The sequence below is a fragment of the Rheinheimera sp. NSM genome, from assembly GCF_052380015.1.
GTDB lineage: Bacteria > Pseudomonadota > Gammaproteobacteria > Enterobacterales > Alteromonadaceae > Alishewanella.
On record NZ_JBQTCI010000006.1, the window covers coordinates 49564 to 66603 of the forward strand.

Genomic DNA, 17040 nt, shown 5'->3' on the forward strand with positions numbered 1-17040 from the left:
GTTAAGCCGCGACCACTCTACTGGTCGCTGCTTTTTACTTGCGTTAAAATAGATGGCTTTTAACAACGAACGCTGAGACTACAGCGACATATAACGATAAAAACCACGGAGTGACTATGATTACCCTTTCCAGGTTTACGCTACTGGCCGGCGCATTGGCTACAGGCGCCCTGCTTAGCGCTTGCTCTGAGCAACCGGCCGACGTTAAAACTACAGAAGCACCACAAAGCGCTGCAGCACAAAGCGAATTAAAACTAACCGAAATCAATCCACGTTTAGGCGACTATATTAAGACCCTGGCTTCAGATGAGTTTCAGGGCCGCGCCCCGGCAACTAAAGGCGAAGAGTTAACCGTAGCCTTTTTAGAAGACAACTTTCGCCGTATAGGCTTAAAACCGATAGACGGCGACAGCTACAAGCAACCGGTATCACTGGTGCAAATTGACCCGGTACAGGTATCAGCCATGAGCTTAAAAGGCGATACATTACCGGCACAGTTTAACTACCGTGACGATATGACTGCCTGGACCACCCAAGTGACAGAACAGGTTGAAGTAACCGATAGCGAAATGGTGTTTGTCGGTTACGGCATAGTGGCACCGGAATATGACTGGAACGACTACGAAGGCCTGGACGTTAAAGGCAAAACCGTGGTGATGTTTGTTAACGACCCTGGCTTTGCTACGCAAGACCCGGCGCTGTTTAACGGCAATGCCATGACCTACTACGGCCGCTGGACCTACAAATATGAAGAAGCCGCCCGTCAGGGTGCGGCGATGGCGCTGGTTATCCATGAAACCGATGCCGCCAGTTACGGCTGGGGTGTGGTAGCCCATGGCTCACCGATTAAGTTTGATTTAATCAACGAAAACAAAAACATGGACCGCGCTAAAGTCGAGGGTTGGGTCACCACAGAGTCGGCCGAAAAACTGTTTGCCAATATTGGCACCGATTTAGCCACTATGCATAAAAAGGCACTGCAAAAAGACTTTGCCCCGGTGCAGCTTAATGCCACCGCCTCTGTCAGCGTAAAAAACAACCTGCGCGAGCTGACCTCCAGCAACGTGGTGGGTTATATCGAAGGCAGCAAGTACCCAGACGAATATGTGCTGTATATGGCGCACTGGGATCATTTGGGTATGGATTTTTCCAATCCAACAAACAAAGTATTTAACGGCGCCCAGGATAATGCCTCAGGCACCGGTGGCTTACTGGCGCTGGCCGAGTATTTTACGCAGCAGGCAAAACCGGAGCGCTCTGTGGTATTTGTAGCGGTAACGGCGGAAGAGCGCGGTTTATTAGGCTCGGCCTGGTATGCGGCCAACCCGGTATTCCCGCTGGAGAAAACCGTGGTTGGTATTAATATGGACGTGATGAACGTGTACGGCCCGATGAAAGATATGGTGATTGTTGGCCTGGGTAATAACAATGCCGAGGATATCTTAATAAAATACACCAAACAGCAAGGCCGTTATGCGGTGCGCGAGCACAACCCGGAAGCCGGTATTGCCTATCGCTCAGATCACTTTAACCTGTCGAAAAAAGGCGTACCTATTCTGTACGCTAAAGGCGGTAACGATCACTTTGAAAAAGGCGCTGAATGGGGCAAGGCGCAACGCGCCGAATACAATAAGTGCTGCTACCACAAAGTAGGCGACGAGTGGAACGATGATTGGGATCTACGCGGTGCTCAACAAGACTTATTCCTGTTTTATCAGGTAGGTAACGAGCTGGCGAACAGCCGCAGCTGGCCAAATTGGAACGATGGTAACGAGTTCCGTGCGCTGCGCGATGCGTCGGCAGAAGCGCGTAAAGAGTAACTTATGCTAAGTGCTAAGTGCTGAGTGCTGAGTGCTGAGTGCTGAGCAAAATAGTATCGGATAATATCAGGGCAGCTCAGGCTGCCCTTTTTTATGTCGCTGCCACACACAGGGCAGCAACATGGTATATTCATTATCTATTCAGTACGTTCGGTTTAGTGTCAGCTTAACAACCTAAAGGATCACCTATGCGCTGGTGGCTCAAAACGCTGCTTACAGGCTTAACACTGTTGCTGCTGTTAACAGCAGCCGCTTGGTGGTACCTGCAAAAAAGCCTGGCCGCCCTGCCGCTGCACAACCTGCAGTATCAGATCAACAGCCTCGGCCTGCGCCAGATAGAGTTTGGCAGTGTCAGTTTTGGCCTCGACTCCCCGGCCATGCAGGTGCAGCTTAACAATGTTAGCCTGAGCTGGCAGTGGCTGAATAGCAAACTAACCCGGATACAACTTGGCAGCGGCGATATCAGTTTGTCACATTGGCCTGCAGCTACGCCCAATAGCGCTCCTGCCACAGCAAGCCCCCTGCGTTTACCGGAAAACTGGCAACTGCCCGACGCTTTCCCTGAGCAAACAGACATTAGCGACCTTAGCCTGCAACTGCCGTGTGGTGAAAACCGCTGCAGTTATCTGGTATCGGCAGCACTGAGTAATACCGCGCAACAACTGCAGTATCAGTTTACAGTGGCCGACAGCAACAGCCCGGATACAGCGCGTTTAACCCTCAACGGCGATTACCGCACGGTACAACAACTGCCACTGCTTAACGCCAGGCTTAATCTGGATAACAGCACACAGTTACAACTACGCCAGCAATTAAGCGCACAGGATGGTATTAATGCCAGCGGCGAGCTGACGCTGGATATTGCGCCCCCCTCGCCCTGGTTATTACAGCAACTGCAGCTGTGGCAAGTCGCCATACCGGCGCGGGTTACAGATCAAGCCTTAGCGCAATTTAGTGCACCAGTGTCGGTACAGAGCAACTGGCAATTGCAGTTACCGGCAACCACAGATTTAGCCGCGATGACGGCGCAAGCCAGCGGTAACTGGCAGCTTAGCGCCAACCTGCCCTCACCGTTAACCCTGCCGGGTATCGGTCAATTACAGGGTACAGTAAACGCAGAGCTTGGGCTGGACCAGGGTGAGCTAAGCCGTTATCAGCTTGATACCCGGTTAGCCCTGCACCAACCGCAGCTACCGCAACAGGCACAGCAATATGGCCTGGGTGCTGAGCTGCTGCAAATCAATATAACGGCCGATGGCCAAAGCCAGCCACAACTTACCGCTCTGCCGCTCAGTGTCAGCCTCACCAGCCTGGGAGATACAGCACTAACGTTCAATGCCGATGCCACGCTTAACCTGACACCACCTTTTAGCGCCACCGTGCAAAATGCCACCCTGGCGTTAACACAGCAACAGCTGAGCCCTGCCACCGGCACAACAATAGATACGCTAACGCTGAACAGCCGTTTTAACGCTTACTGGCTGGCAGATCACTGGCAACTGGACCTGCTAAGCACTGAGTCACAGTTAGCACAGCTGAAAACTGCCGATGTGCAAGCGCGTGATATACGCCTTGTTACCCCGTCCGGCCGCGTTAGCGGCGACAGTAGCTTCAGCAACGTTAAACTGCAAGCTGAGCTTGGCGTGAGTCTGGCAGAGTTGAGGCATGCGCAGCTAAAGCCGCTTAGCTGGCAGTGGCAAGGTAAGCTGAGCGGCACGGCAACGGCACTGAATATAGACGGCAAGCTCAGCAACAGCGCCAGCCTTGGCCTTGCTCATCAGCTGCACTATACGCCTGAGCGCACCCGGCTTAACTGGCAGTTAGACGATATGTTTTTGCTGGCCGGCAACCCCCTTTTGGCGACACTAACCGCCTGGCCGGCGTTACTGGAGTTTAACCGCGGCCGCCTTGCAGCATCAGGCGAGCTCACACTGTTACCTGCACTTAGCGCACAGGCAAAGCTGAGCCTGTCCGGCGTCAGTGGTATTTATGATCGCAGCCTGTTTAAAGACTTAACTGCAACACTGCAGCTGCAGTACCTGGACGATAAGCTGCAATTGGATACGACCAGGGCCAGCCTGGCTGAAATTCAGCATGGCATTACCGCCGGCCCCCTGGTACTCAGTGCGCAGTACCAGGCAAACAGCGCTGCGCTAAGCAGCGGTAAACTGGATATTCAACAGCTACAGCTGCAAGCGATGGGCGGTCAGGTCGTTATGCAACCACAGTTGTTGGATTTGGCGCTGGCCGAACAACAGCTACAAATTGAGCTGCAGCAAATCGATATCAGCCAATTGCTGCAACAACATCCGACAACAGATCTAACCGGCAATGGCCGCATTTCCGGCACTATTCCGTTGCTGCTTGGCCGCAGCGGGGCCAGTGTAACAGACGGTAATATTGCCGCCGAGAGCCCGGGCGGTAAGCTGCAATACCGCCCGCCTGCCGCGCAAAGTATGGCAGCAAGCAATCAGGGCATGAAGGTGGTGCTCGAAGCACTGGACGATTTTCATTACTCGGTGCTCTCCAGCAATGTCAGCTATGATACCAACGGTAAGTTAGTGCTGGCGCTTAACCTGCAAGGCAGAAATCCGGCGCTGGAAGCCGGCCGTGCTATTAATCTGAACATTAATCTGGAAGAAGATATTCCGGCGCTTATCACCAGCTTGCAACTTAGCAGCCAAATCAGTGACAAAATAAAGCAACGAGTCCAACAACGGTTACAACAGCAAGGCGCTAACAACGCCAATGGAGCACAACCATGATGCAACAACTAAGCGCGGCCGCAGCGCTGGCCCTGTTACTGGCGGCTTGCACGCCCAAGGTGCAGGTGGCTATGCCGGCCGAACCGATAAACATTAATCTGAATGTAAAAATTCAGCATGAAATTTATATCAAGGTCGATAAACAGCTGGACGAATTATTCAGCGATGACAGTGGTTTATTCTGAGGAGCACATAATGAAACTGATTAAAAACATCAAAATGCTACTGTTACCGGCCCTGTTTGCGTTAAGCCTGCCGGTATTGGCGATGAACTTACAACAAGCCATGGCGGCACTGGGCCAGGCCAAAGCTCAGGGGTTGGTAGGCGAGCAAGCCAACGGTTACCTGGGTGTGGTGCAAAACAGTAGTAATGCTGCCGATATCGTTAAATTAATTAACGATGCACGCCGCGCCGAATATGCCAGGCTGGCACAGCAAAATAATATTGCCGTGGCCGATGTAGAGGCAATGGCCGGTAAAAAGGCATTAGAGCGCACCAGCTCCGGCCATTTTATTCTGCTGGATGGTAACTGGGTGCAAAAACGCTGAGTGAAGTAAATAAAATCCATCTGCGCGGCATAGTATCGGCTATGCTGATATTGTCTTGCTCAGTGGTTAATTTATGTCTTTGAATAAAATCATATTCAGCACTTTGTTGTTGCTAAGCTGTGCCTTACATGCACAGCCGCAACAGTTTGATCAACTGGTACAGCAAATTGAAAGTGGCCAGCGTTACTTTTTCAGCATTGCCGACTACAAAGCCGCTTTGGCTGAGCTTGAAGCGGCGCTGCCGCCGGATGATACTGAAAGGCAACACCGGCTGGACCGTTTACGCTGCCAGCTGGCTTATGCCGGCGACCCTGCCGCCGGCATCGCCTATAGTGACGTTAAGATACAACAAGCGAAAGCACGTAACGACCCGGCCGCATTAGCCGATTATTACACCTGCCGTTATTATTTATTCAGCCAGTCCGGCGACAGCAACCGAGCTGAGCACAGTGCGCAAAAAGCCCACGACGCCGCCAAAAACAGTGAAAACCCACTGAGCATTGCTATCAGCCTGGCGCTGCTTGGCGACATAGCCTCATATCGGGGCAACTATGCCGATGCGATGGAGCACTATGTTACTGCCTATCAGCTGCAACGTGGCCTGGGCTATAAGCCTTACCTCAGCGATTTAGTACTGTCGATTGCCGCTACCTACCGCCGTATGGGGTTACATCAGGATGCACTGAATTATATCGAGCAGGCCGAGCAGGAATTTACCGCGCCGGAAGAGCAGTTCCGTCATGCTTTAATCATGCACGAAAAAGCCTATTCTCTTGCAGAACTGGGCCGTTACGAACAAGCACTGGAATTATTTCAACAATCGATGCAGGTGTACCAGCAAATAAAAGAGCCCCTGTGGCGCAGCTACACTAAGGTGAACCTGGTGTGGATCCACAACCTGTTGCAGCAATACCCTAAAGCCTTAACCTTGGCCGCAGAAGCCAAAACCGAGCTGGCCAGCCTTAAAGCACCCGACTTATCTACCCTGACCAGCTACAAAGGCTTACTGGCGATGTATCACGGTGAAACCCTTAGCGCGCTAAACCGTACACAAGCAGCACTGGCCAGTTTTGACGAAGCACAGCACCACCTTAGCGCAGAAAACAACCCGCGTTATATGCTGATGCTGTATGCCGCCAGAGCTCCGGCCGAGGCTGCTGCCGGCAATTACCAACAGGCTCATGCTTTATTGGCGCGTTATATCGCACTGAATAAAGAGCAACAGCAACTGGCCAAAGAGCAACAAAGCAATATACTGCGTTTTCAGTTTGATTCCGCCCGGCAGCAGGAGCGGCATAATCAGTTAGCCGCAGAGAAAAAGTTAGTTGAGCAACATGTCAGCACCTTACAATTGGCACAGCGCTGGCAATATGCCGCTTTGTCACTGATCGTGCTGTTATTACTTATTCTGTTCAGTTTTGCCTTATCATTAAAACGGCGTAACCGCCGGCTGCACCGTCTTGCCATGACCGACGAGCTGACCAATATCGCTAACCGGCGCCGCATTATGATGCAAGCAGAGCAACAGCGGGTAAAAGCTATTGATACCACTGAGCCGTTGAGCTTTCTTATTCTGGACCTGGACCACTTTAAACAGGTAAACGACCGTTTTGGCCATGATGTCGGCGACACCGTGCTGCAACAAATGTGTATGACCGTATCAGCCATGCTGCGCCAGCAAGATCACTTTGGCCGCACCGGCGGTGAAGAATTTTTAATCGTGCTGCCTGATACCGCCGCAGAGCAAGCGCTGGCCATTGCCGAACGTTTGCGTCAGGCCATTGCCGCCATCCGCTTCGCTGACAGCCCGCAGCCGCTGAAAATCACCTGCAGCATCGGCGTAACGCAATATCAACCGGACGAGACATTAAATATCAGTCTGGCCCGCGCCGACGATGCCTTATATCAAGCCAAGGCAGACGGTCGCAACAAGGTGGTGGCTGACCCGGCCACGACTTTAGTCTAATGGCCCGACACAGCATTTTTTTGTACTATGCTTACCCTACCGTTACCCTAACTATAACAACACCTTACAGAGGCCTCTGATGAATGCCATTTTTTTGATGTTGATGGGGCTTGGTGCTATGGCACTGGGCTATTTTGTCTACTCTAAATTTATCTGCGAAAAAATCTTTAAAGTTGACCCAAACTTTCGCACCCCCGCACATGAAATGCAGGACGGTGTCGACTATGTACCTACTAACAAATACATCCTCTGGGGCCACCACTTTACTTCTGTTGCCGGTGCGGCGCCTATTATCGGCCCTGCTATCGCTGTGATCTGGGGTTGGGTGCCGGCATTTCTATGGGTGGTATTCGGTACTATTTTCTTCGCCGGCGTACATGATGCCGGTGCTATCTGGGCCAGCAGCCGCAATAAAGCCAAATCTATCGGTGCTTTAACCGGCGATATCGTTGGTAACCGTGCCCGCAGCATCTTTATGATTGTTATTTTCCTTGTGCTGTTAATGGTAAACGCGGTGTTTGCCGTGGTTATCTCAAACCAACTGATTAGTTTCCCCAGCGCTACTGTGCCGGTGTGGGGCGCTATAGTGGTGGCGCTGATTATCGGCCAACTGATTTACCGTAAAAATATGAGCCTGCTGTTAGTCACCATTGTCGGTGTAGTTGCACTGTACGGCATGATTTACATCGGCCCTATGCTGCCACTGGCGCTGCCGGAAATGGTTGGCCCGCTAAGCGATAACCAAAGCTGGATTATCTTACTGTTTGTCTATGCGGCTATCGCCTCACTGTTACCGGTGTGGATGCTGTTACAACCACGCGATTATATTAACGGTATTCAGCTGTTTATCGGCTTAATTCTGTTGTATGGCGCTGTGCTGATCTCCGGTCCGGATGTGGTAGCACCGGCATTTAATAATGACGTACCCGAGGGTACACCGTCACTTATTCCGCTGCTGTTTGTTACCATTGCCTGCGGTGCCATCTCCGGTTTCCACGGTTTAGTGTCCAGCGGTACCACCTCCAAGCAATTGGATAAAGAGCCGGATGTGCGTTTTGTCGGTTACTTTGGCGCCGTCGGCGAAGGTTCATTAGCCTTAGCCGCCATTATTGCCGCCACTGCCGGTTTTGCTACGCTGGCCGATTGGCAGGCGATTTACAGCAGCTTTGGTAAAGGCGGTGTATCAGCCTTTATCAACGGCGGTGCCAATATTCTGCAAGCTGGTGTCGGTTTAGATACTGTACTGGCACAAACCCTGTTAACGGTCATGGTTGTGCTGTTTGCCGGTACTACTATGGATACCGGCTTACGGCTGCAGCGTTATATCTTCCAGGAATGGGGCAGTATTTATAATATTGGCTGGATGCAAAAAGCCGCACCGGCCACCTTGTTAGCGGTAGGTTCCTGTTTACTGCTGGCCTTTGGTGCCGGTGGTGATGGCTCAGGCGGTATGTTAATTTGGCCACTGTTTGGCACTACTAACCAGTTGCTGGCCGGTTTAACTCTGTTAGTCATCACCGTAATGCTGGTAAAACTGCGCCGGCCAATGTGGTATACGCTGGCGCCGTTAATCTTCCTGCTGATCATGACAACGCTTGGCTTGTTAATTCAGCTGAAGAGCTTCTACGACAAAGGCGACTGGTTCCTGTTTACTATGGACTTAGTTGTACTGGTAGCGGCAATACTGGTATCGCTGGAGTGCAGCTCGGCATTAAACAAACAACTTAAAGCCAATAAAGCTAACCCTACCGCTGAAGAAGCATGAGTTTAGACAAGTTTAAGGCCTGGTTTCGCCAGGCCAGCTTTTACGCTGAAGAAGCCTATAACGCGCCCTATCGCAGTGCGATAGCGCGTGCCAAACGTGAGCAGGATGATTTATTCATGCTGCTCATTTTTTCCGAGATGATGGGCGTACCCAACCCCGCCAGTTACTACACCCTTGAGTTACAACCCTTATTAATGGAACGCTTCCATGACTGGCATATCCGCATGGGCATGGAGCATTCGCCACTGGACAATGTTAAATGCTGTTAACCGATAAACGCGTGCTGCTGATTGGCGGTAAAGGCGGCGTGGGTAAAACCACCACCTCCTCCGCACTGGCTTTGCTCGCCGGCAGCCGCGGCAAAAAAGTACTGCTGGTATCCACCGACCCGGCGCACAGCCTGGCGGACGCCTTCGACCGTGATATCGGCGATAGCATTACCCGGCTGGCGCCGGATGTAGATGGCTTAGAGCTGGACCCGGACCGTGAAGTAGAACAGCACCTGGCCAAAGTTACGGCACAGTTAAAGCGCTTTACCAGGCCGGAAATGTTCAGCGAAATTGAACGCCAGATGCGTTTAACCCGGCAATCACCGGGCGCCCAGGAAGCGGCCATGCTGGAGCGCATCGCTAATGTCATTGAACTTGGGCTGAAAGATTACGATATCGTGATTTTCGACACAGCCCCCACCGGCCATACGCTGCGGTTGCTCAGTCTGCCGGAAGCCATGGCAGCCTGGACTCAGGGCCTGCTTAATGCAAATAAACGCTCAGAAAAACTCGGTGACGTGCTGGGCCATTTAACCCCCAAAGCCGGGCGCGATATCGATAACCCGCTGGCCGACCCTAATCAACATGCTACCGCCGGCATGGATGCGCGCAATAAAGCCATTACCGAAACCTTATTGGCGCGCCAGCGCTTATTACAGCGCACCCGTGAGGTATTAACTGACAGCAGCCGCACTGCCCTGCTGTTTGTGTTAACACCGGAGAAATTGCCGATTCTGGAAACCGGCCGCGCCGTGCAAAGCTTACAGCAGGAAAAGCTGCCTTTGGCCGGGCTGGTAGTTAACCGTATTTTGCCCGACAACGCTGACGGCGATTTTCTCGCTGCTCGCCGTACGCAGGAAAAAGTGCATTTAGCTCAGATAGAGCAGGATTTTGCCAAACTACCGCGTTATAAAGTGCCGCTGCAAGCCACCGATATTCAGGGGCTTAACGCTCTGCAGCATATGGCAACCTTGCTGGAACAAGCCGGTTTATAACCGGCTCAGGTTTTAGTTGTACTGCGCTTTGCGGGCATTATTTTACCGCCACACCGCCAACTTCTGTTACCGTGGCCGCACCTGCGCGGTCAATAATTTTAACCAACACCGACTGAATCGTTTCATCCTGGCGTACATCCGTCTGGGCGGAAAAACTCTGCTGCTGCGCCGCTGCCCCTTCTGCAGATACAAAGGTCACCACCACTTCCGTAGCGCAATCTGCCGTTTTACCAAAGTAAGCTAAAGTAAGATGCGGGTAGCCAGCAAAGCCCTTTGTCAGCTGTTTTGCGATACGTTTTTTCGCTTTATCTACATTCATTGTCGTTCCTGACATTTATTGTGGGTTTACGCTTGCGACAAAGCAGCGTTTTGCGGATCTATGGGCCTTCGACTAATGCATAAATCCAGACCAAATCAGCTCATGCTTAAAAGTGCAACCACGTATTTCATTGATGCTTACGCTTCTGTTGCACACCATCCCGGTACTTTGGTGAGCGTGGCTCTAATAGATTCACAGAGATATCCTTACCTTCAAGCTGGCGGGTTATTTCATTTGCAACCGACAGAGGGAATCTGCCAAGAATGCCGTATTTTGAAGAACAGATACCCTGGCTTGATGCCTGCTGATTAATCCAGTTGGTTAATGGCTGCTCGCCCGGGTATTTGAAACAGCTTGTGGCTACAATACCGAATAATTCATCTGAACATATTGAATTGCGGGAAAATGCCACATCTACTTCAGGATCCCTGCATTTTAGAAGAAGCAGGTGATCTGAATTTAGCGTCAATATCTCCGGGTAATCCGAAGACAATTTCTCCTCAAACACAGACTCACATGAAATCTCCCATAGCTGAATTTCTTTTTCTTCGCACAAGCAGACAGATACATCCAGCCGCAAGTCATCAGCAGTCCAGTCTGCGCTAACGATGCGAAACTAACCATCGCTATCGCAAAATTCATTTTTTATAAGCTCAAGTAACTGTTTCATACGCTCCCGGGCATAAGCACACGAGCAACGAGCTGCGCAGCGGGTTTGAGGTCCGCCCACGTAGTGGACGTTGCTGACTGGCCTTGTTAAATTTCACCAGCTTTACACCGCTGGTAGTAAATTACTACAAAAACTGCCACAACTAACAGTAAGCCAAAAAAGCCACCTGATAGCACTGATAAAACCGATAAAGGCAGCAGAATCTTTAAAGCCAGCTCTGGGCTTCGAATGAGATAAATACCCAAAACCACAACTGCGGCTATGGTTACCACATTAAAACTTAATAGCCCTAAGAAATACCAAAAAGGATCTCTTGGATAGGCGAAGTCTTCAGTTGTCAGCCATAGCATATCTATCCGCGTCAATAACTCTCTGACTCATAAGCTGTGCATCTTCACCGTAACTAGAGCAGATTTCTTGATGCTTTATGGGCGAGAACCCCTGCTTTTGCCAAAACCCCAGAGAATCTTGTACTGAAACCAGCCGAATCTGCTGAAAACCTTGTTCTTTAGCTATCTGGAGCAAATGTACCACCATCTTCCCGCCAATTCCCTCACCCGAAACCTCCCGTAAAATAGCCAGATCATGTAAGAAAATTATCGCCCCCCCTGTACCAACGGGCAATGCTTGAAAGAGCTTTGGAGGTGTTTCACTATTCCATGAATGTGCCAACAGGTACCCGACAACTTTGCCCGCTTTTTCATACACGAAGCAACTCTCTGGTGACCGCAACCATTTACTTTTCAAAACATCCAAGTTTTCAGGCTCAACCTGAGAGTAAGCTTCAGCTTGAACCTGTGCTATTCCTGACCAACTCGTGTCATCTATTGGCTTGATTGGCATCCTCGAACCCTAACTATTTGTGTATAACGCCCGCCTAAACGGCGCGTTTTTGATGGCAATTGTTATATGACAAAATGCTCTACTCCATCATCGAAGCTTTTTGCTCTTGCGTGCACAATCTCAGATATTGCTTGGAATATCGAAAAATCGCCACTTAACACAGGCTTAGCATGCTCTTTTAGCAAGATTGCTAACTGCGGCAATTGAGCTATTTGATCAAGAGTAATGACGCTTTCAAATTCCGGGTATTCGCCTGTTTTGGCTTTTACTAAATCATAGAGATCGTAATTTTCAAAACCAATGCAACTACCTATAGCAACGCGGGCGTTCTCGCCCCAACTTATCCCTTCCACAATAACTTGTATCGTATCGCCTATGTAGCAAACCGTAAATTGTTCATCTTTTGGCCCACACGGAGTACTTTTTAGATCAAACTCCTTTTCAAGAAATTTAAACTCACGCAGGACAACATCTCGAAAATACTCACTACTTATCGGCATACTAGCGAACCTGACTTGTCATATAACGCCGAGCACAGCGACGGCCGCAAGGTCGTCCGGCGCCGGTAGGCGCGAACTGCTGCGTATTGTTATAAGTCATGGTCTTTCTCAAAATATGAGAAGACCATAGCAATCAAAAAGCCGCCTACTGCCATTACAAGGAACAGCCATTTGAACCTTGTTGTATCAATAATTTCTGTGCCAATAACGAGTTCTAAAGGGAGCAACAGAAGCACCGGCAAGAAAGCTAGCAAACCGTACATGGCTTTGCCGCCGAGTTTCACTCCGTTGCAGCAGTACGGGCAAACTTGCAGGTTTCTCGTAAGGCCATACCACTTAGGCTTAGTGGTCCTCGGCCTGTTGCCCACATTCCAATTTGAAATCATCTTATTACACCAAGGGCACGGCTTCTTTAGCAATCTGATGAACCTCCAGGTTGGGGCTTATAACGTTTGGTTAAGGGGCGGCTTTAGCCCGTCCCGGAAACTTCCCCCTAAAAAGTAGACGCTTTTAGATTTCAATTTCATGCTGCCTTACTTTCATATTCATCGGGCGTATTAAACCCTAATGACGAATGGAGCCGACTCGTATTGTAATAACTATCAATATACCAAGCTAAGGTCATTCTCAGCTGTGTAACTGACTCAAACACTATACCGTGGAATGTCTCTGTTTTCATGGTCTTAAAGAACGATTCCACGTGTGCATTATCCGTCATATGCTTGGGTCGGTTCATACTCGGTCTAATTCCAGCTCTGGCTAGCTCATCTTGGAAAAGATAAGCGCCGTATTCCGTGCCCCGGTCACTGTGGAATAACAAGCCTGGCTTGACCTCGCGATGCATCAGCGCTTTTTTCAACGCTGACACCGTTAAATCTGCTGTTCGGGTTTGGCTAAGTTCCCAACCCACTATGCTTCGTGAATACAAATCAATAATCACCGCAAGATACGACCATTGGCCATTTACCTTCAGATAGGTCACATCTCCAGCCCATTGCTCATTCGCTGCTACTGGCGCTGGCTCTTGCCGTTTTTGGTTGCCGACAGTAATACATGGGTTTACTGGCAAGGGCTTACGCCGATATAGCCTGCTCACCTTTCCTACCAAACTCATATCACGCATTAATCTTTCTACGCGCTTGCGATTGACCGTTTCACCTTCTCGTCGCAACGCCGCATGGATCCGAGGGCTGCCGTAATTACCATCGTGCTCACAAAATAGCACCTGGATCCGCTCAGCCAACCTACGATTCGCTATCGTTCGTTCAGCTTCCTCACGATTCTGCCACCGGTAGAATCCTGCTACAGAGACATTTAATCGGGCACACAGGTATCTGATCCCAAATGCATCACCATGCTCGGTTATGAATCCGAATCGGGCTGCTTTTGTTCCTTCAGATACCTGTCCCACTTTTTTAGAAAGTCGTTCTCCTTCTTCAGCTCCGCCAACTCTTTGCGTAAGCGTTTAAGTTCCGACTTTTCTTTCTCATCAACAGGCTTATCCGCTGGCTCTTTTGTCATGCTGATCCTTCTCGTAGGTTGGGCAACAAATCTACCCTCCCGGTACTCTTGTCGCCAGCGATAAACCATTATCGGGTGTAACCCTAAAGCCTCTGCTATCTGCACCGCAGTAACGCTGAGTTGTTCAGTTAAAGCGATAACCTTTAACTTAAACTCAACGCTATATTCTACAACCCTCTGATCACTGAGTATCTTAGCCATTTTTCGCCTACCTTATCGTTGTGATAGGCGTCTACTTTATTGGGGGAAATATCGTTTGACGTCCCAGCAGCCGAAGGCTGCGAGTGATGCGCCTTGTTATGTGTAGAATTAAACATAAGCCGCCAAATATTCTTGGGCTGCCTCTAAAGAAGGAATAAGCACTTTATCATTTTCTCCTCCCCAAAACGGAAGCCGCCATTGATGATCTTGTTTCGATTTAACCAGTGAATATGGTAGATAGAGACCATCTGCGCGCTTAAATATGAGATGAACTTTATCCTGTTCGGGCAAGTATCTTTCATAAACTAAGTTTGCAGAATCATCCGCCAAAGAGGCAGGCCAAATTGCTCCGTATTTCTCTTCCATACTCATTCACACATAACGCCCGCCACAAACGCGAGCAACTTGTTGCGAGTCGAGCGCCCAAAGGGCGCGTTTTTGATGGCGATTGTTAAGTTTTTTCATCGCAAATAATTTTGTAATTTTTATGTAGTAAAGGCCAAGGCCTGAACTCTACAACTTTCATCGTACTACCTCGAATAGAACGGGAGCAATTTTCTAGAGAAGCCTTAATAATACTACCATTATCAAGTTCAACGTCCGCTATTAGCACGTAATTCGACTTAACAAAGTTGTGTTGCTTTACAAATTTTATCCGTCCTTCGATCTCATTACTTCTTACACCGCCGAAGTAAAAATATTCAAATAACAAATATGCCGCAAAAAAAAATGACAGACATAATAGAACATCTTTTACGGAGAACTTTTCGTCCATACAAACTTAACGCCCGCCTAAACGGCGAGCAACTTGTTGCGAGTCCAGCGGCCGCAGGCCGCGATGTTTAAGGCGCTTGTTAGCTCTATTATTCAAAGATGAGCACAAGCAAAGTGTTGATGACGATTATCACTACACCCAGTTTTATCCGGTTTATACAGTTACCGTAAAGTTTTTTTGCATAAACACTTTTTAAGTTTATTGGAAAATCGTTATGAAGCAGAAGTGAATTTTGAACTAAATAGTACAGGCTCATTGTACTGCCCTCATACATAATTTCATTTTTCAATTCTTCGGCTTTGGATACGGCGCTTATCACTAAAATCAAGACGACAGCAAAACTAATAAAAAATATGTAGTTCAATTTCACTCCTAAGAGCTAACGCAAAGCACACGGGTGACGACCGCGCAGCGGTAGGCATCCCAGCGACCGAAGGGCGCGAGTGATGCGCCTTGTTATATGCGACATTAAACTTGCTCCAAAGGCACGATGGCCGCATAAGTTAAGTCAAAGCAAAACCATATACACAAGCTAACAAATAAGCCAATTGCGCCATATTCATTAGTGGACCAAATTGTTAGAAGTAATAATAAAAAAAATCCAACCATGAATAACAAAGTAGCAAGCAGCCAATGTGCTTTGACTTTGATATTGCAAGAGCTGCATTTGGAACCAACGAACCCCATTAGTCCCCACACGCTTACCGTTGCTTGTTTGCATTTGGGACATCTACGCTTCATGCATCACCATTAGCATATAACGCAAAGCTTTGGGGCGGCTGAAGCGCAGCGTAAGCCGTCCCAGCAGCGACAGCTGCGACAATAGCGCCTTGTTATGTGTTGAGTTGAAGCTGCGCATTCACTTTGCCCGATGATACTTTTTGTATTGCATCATCCCAGTCACTTTTTGCTGCTGGATCTGCACTGCCGCCGTCGGGCAGTAATGATAAACCGCCAAGTAAAGCCCCAATTTCATCTGCATTTGTTAATGAATAATAGTTTTCAAGAAATGCAATCATTGCTAGGTATGCCTGCTCCGTTGTAATTTTAATTTCATTCATAATTCATCAACTACTCTTGATTAAACTGAACACATAACGCTGCCAGCAGGCGCGACGTTGTTTGGCGTCGCTTGACTGGCCTTGTTAGCAGCCTGCACCGAACTTTCGCGGCTTGCCGCACTGGCAAACCCGAACAGCGGCAAGCTGCTTGTATTTATAAAAAAACTGACAAAAAGCCTTGTAAGATCAATAGTCATTTGTACTTACTGATTTTCCGGCAACTTAGAAACCAAGGCTAATATTAAAGTGGCAAATGGTCCCAAAATTAACGAAATGAAAAACCAAGCTAAACCGCTACGATTTTTACCTTGGGCGAGCACTGCATTAATTAACATTAATGTTCCCCAACCCATATAATATTGCCTACCAACTTCAATGTACTCTGGATTCAAAAGATTCTCCTTTTTCTTATTTTCTGCTAACGCCCGCCACACACGCGAGCAACTTGTTGCGAGTCGAGCGCCGCAGGCGCGTTGTGCTGGCGTTTGTTATGCATTTATAGCAATGCGAGTAAAGCAGTAGCCCCTGCACCAATTACACTAGCCACTGTGCTATTTTGCAGAAACTCCTTTAGCTTAGACTTTGCTTCCGCATCCTTACTTTTCGCAATTTGCTCGACAAGTCGCTGAACAGTGATATTAGTTATTTGAGTATTGTGGTTACCAACTTGGACTTGGTCGCTAGAAATGGAGCCAATATTTATAGTCGAACTGGTACTTGATTTGAACGGTTCAGCCGTTGAGTTTTCGACAATTAGAGTGAGCATATTGTTGTGCCGCGTCCCAACGTTTAGGGTGCCGCCTTCCAAAAATGAGCAATCTAAAACTTTCAAGCTAACCATTCTTTGTCCAGACTTCTGAGAAATCACATCGCCAATACCGACATCTGGTGCATCTGTGTATGGAATTAATACTGTCCCTTTTTTCATGTCGCGCCGCCCCTTCAGCTCAACTCCGGAAACAACGAAAATCTCGGGATAAGCCATTTTGTCCATATCCATATCAACTCCTTAGTCGTACTT

At 49.0% G+C, this 17040-nt stretch carries 20 protein-coding genes; 8 read left to right on the top strand and 12 right to left on the bottom strand.

Translation table 11 applies throughout. The annotated features are described in order from the left end of the window. Nucleotides 1-116 precede the first annotated feature (116 nt). The 8 genes from ACTZWV_RS16015 to ACTZWV_RS16050 all read left to right on the top strand — a co-directional run bounded on the left by ACTZWV_RS16015 (nucleotide 117) and on the right by ACTZWV_RS16050 (nucleotide 10129). On the top strand, nucleotides 117-1820 hold the full coding sequence (locus ACTZWV_RS16015) for a M28 family metallopeptidase (RefSeq protein WP_444787504.1): 1704 nt from the start codon (nucleotides 117-119) through the stop codon (nucleotides 1818-1820). A 188-nt stretch (nucleotides 1821-2008) separates the two neighbouring features. After that, the gene (locus tag ACTZWV_RS16020) at nucleotides 2009-4585 is read left to right on the top strand and encodes an intermembrane phospholipid transport protein YdbH family protein (RefSeq protein WP_444787505.1); all 2577 of its coding nucleotides are present in this window, start codon (nucleotides 2009-2011) and stop codon (nucleotides 4583-4585) included. Next, a complete protein-coding gene (locus tag ACTZWV_RS16025) occupies nucleotides 4582-4770 on the top strand; it encodes a YnbE family lipoprotein (RefSeq protein ID WP_444787506.1) in 189 nt (62 codons plus the stop codon). Before ACTZWV_RS16020 ends, ACTZWV_RS16025 begins: the two co-directional genes overlap by 4 nt. Before the next feature lie 10 nt (nucleotides 4771-4780). Further along, the gene (locus tag ACTZWV_RS16030) at nucleotides 4781-5134 is read left to right on the top strand and encodes a YdbL family probable chaperone protein (protein WP_305554673.1); all 354 of its coding nucleotides are present in this window, start codon (nucleotides 4781-4783) and stop codon (nucleotides 5132-5134) included. A 73-nt stretch (nucleotides 5135-5207) separates the two neighbouring features. Beyond that, entirely contained in the window at nucleotides 5208-7100 is a 1893-nt protein-coding gene (locus tag ACTZWV_RS16035; RefSeq protein WP_444787507.1) for a tetratricopeptide repeat-containing diguanylate cyclase, read from the top strand. A 79-nt stretch (nucleotides 7101-7179) separates the two neighbouring features. After that, nucleotides 7180-8865 (top strand): carbon starvation CstA family protein, encoded by a 1686-nt coding sequence (locus ACTZWV_RS16040; protein WP_444787508.1) that lies wholly within the window; start codon nucleotides 7180-7182, stop codon nucleotides 8863-8865. Then, on the top strand, nucleotides 8862-9134 hold the full coding sequence (locus ACTZWV_RS16045) for a cory-CC-star protein (RefSeq protein WP_305554664.1): 273 nt from the start codon (nucleotides 8862-8864) through the stop codon (nucleotides 9132-9134). The genes ACTZWV_RS16040 and ACTZWV_RS16045 overlap by 4 nt, the downstream gene beginning before the upstream one ends. Further along, complete coding sequence (locus ACTZWV_RS16050; RefSeq protein WP_444787509.1) at nucleotides 9125-10129, top strand: ArsA family ATPase; 1005 nt, start codon at nucleotides 9125-9127, stop codon at nucleotides 10127-10129. Before ACTZWV_RS16045 ends, ACTZWV_RS16050 begins: the two co-directional genes overlap by 10 nt. A 37-nt stretch (nucleotides 10130-10166) precedes the next feature. Here the strand turns inward: ACTZWV_RS16050 and ACTZWV_RS16055 are convergent, their stop codons facing one another. The 12 genes from ACTZWV_RS16055 to ACTZWV_RS16110 form a co-directional block, all read right to left on the bottom strand. Continuing rightward, a complete protein-coding gene (locus ACTZWV_RS16055) occupies nucleotides 10167-10448 on the bottom strand; it encodes a hypothetical protein (protein ID WP_444787510.1) in 282 nt (93 codons plus the stop codon). Between the two features lie 127 nt (nucleotides 10449-10575). Beyond that, complete coding sequence (locus ACTZWV_RS16060) at nucleotides 10576-10956, bottom strand: hypothetical protein (RefSeq protein ID WP_444787511.1); 381 nt, start codon at nucleotides 10954-10956, stop codon at nucleotides 10576-10578. 248 nt (nucleotides 10957-11204) lie between these two features. Continuing rightward, nucleotides 11205-11468: a hypothetical protein gene (locus ACTZWV_RS16065; RefSeq protein WP_444787512.1), complete on the bottom strand. Its 264-nt coding sequence runs from the start codon at nucleotides 11466-11468 to the stop codon at nucleotides 11205-11207. Next, nucleotides 11449-11961, bottom strand: a complete 513-nt coding sequence (locus ACTZWV_RS16070; RefSeq protein WP_444787513.1) for a GNAT family N-acetyltransferase — start codon at nucleotides 11959-11961, stop codon at nucleotides 11449-11451. Before ACTZWV_RS16070 ends, ACTZWV_RS16065 begins: the two co-directional genes overlap by 20 nt. A 62-nt stretch (nucleotides 11962-12023) precedes the next feature. Continuing rightward, nucleotides 12024-12461 (bottom strand): hypothetical protein, encoded by a 438-nt coding sequence (locus ACTZWV_RS16075; RefSeq protein WP_444787514.1) that lies wholly within the window; start codon nucleotides 12459-12461, stop codon nucleotides 12024-12026. 523 nt (nucleotides 12462-12984) lie between these two features. Further along, on the bottom strand, nucleotides 12985-13872 hold the full coding sequence (locus ACTZWV_RS16080) for an IS3 family transposase (protein WP_444787515.1): 888 nt from the start codon (nucleotides 13870-13872) through the stop codon (nucleotides 12985-12987). Then, entirely contained in the window at nucleotides 13824-14183 is a 360-nt protein-coding gene (locus ACTZWV_RS16085) for a transposase (protein ID WP_444787516.1), read from the bottom strand. The genes ACTZWV_RS16080 and ACTZWV_RS16085 overlap by 49 nt, the downstream gene beginning before the upstream one ends. 108 nt (nucleotides 14184-14291) lie before the next feature. Then, the gene (locus ACTZWV_RS16090; RefSeq protein ID WP_444787517.1) at nucleotides 14292-14555 is read right to left on the bottom strand and encodes a hypothetical protein; all 264 of its coding nucleotides are present in this window, start codon (nucleotides 14553-14555) and stop codon (nucleotides 14292-14294) included. Nucleotides 14556-15791: 1236 nt separating this feature from the next. Then, on the bottom strand, nucleotides 15792-16019 hold the full coding sequence (locus ACTZWV_RS16095; protein WP_444787518.1) for a hypothetical protein: 228 nt from the start codon (nucleotides 16017-16019) through the stop codon (nucleotides 15792-15794). Between the two features lie 20 nt (nucleotides 16020-16039). After that, complete coding sequence (locus ACTZWV_RS16100; protein WP_444787519.1) at nucleotides 16040-16216, bottom strand: hypothetical protein; 177 nt, start codon at nucleotides 16214-16216, stop codon at nucleotides 16040-16042. Nucleotides 16217-16222: 6 nt separating this feature from the next. After that, nucleotides 16223-16411 (bottom strand): hypothetical protein, encoded by a 189-nt coding sequence (locus ACTZWV_RS16105; protein ID WP_444787520.1) that lies wholly within the window; start codon nucleotides 16409-16411, stop codon nucleotides 16223-16225. A gap of 104 nt (nucleotides 16412-16515) precedes the next feature. Then, nucleotides 16516-17019, bottom strand: coding sequence for a hypothetical protein (locus tag ACTZWV_RS16110; protein WP_444787521.1), 504 nt, complete (start codon nucleotides 17017-17019; stop codon nucleotides 16516-16518). Nucleotides 17020-17040 lie beyond the last annotated feature (21 nt).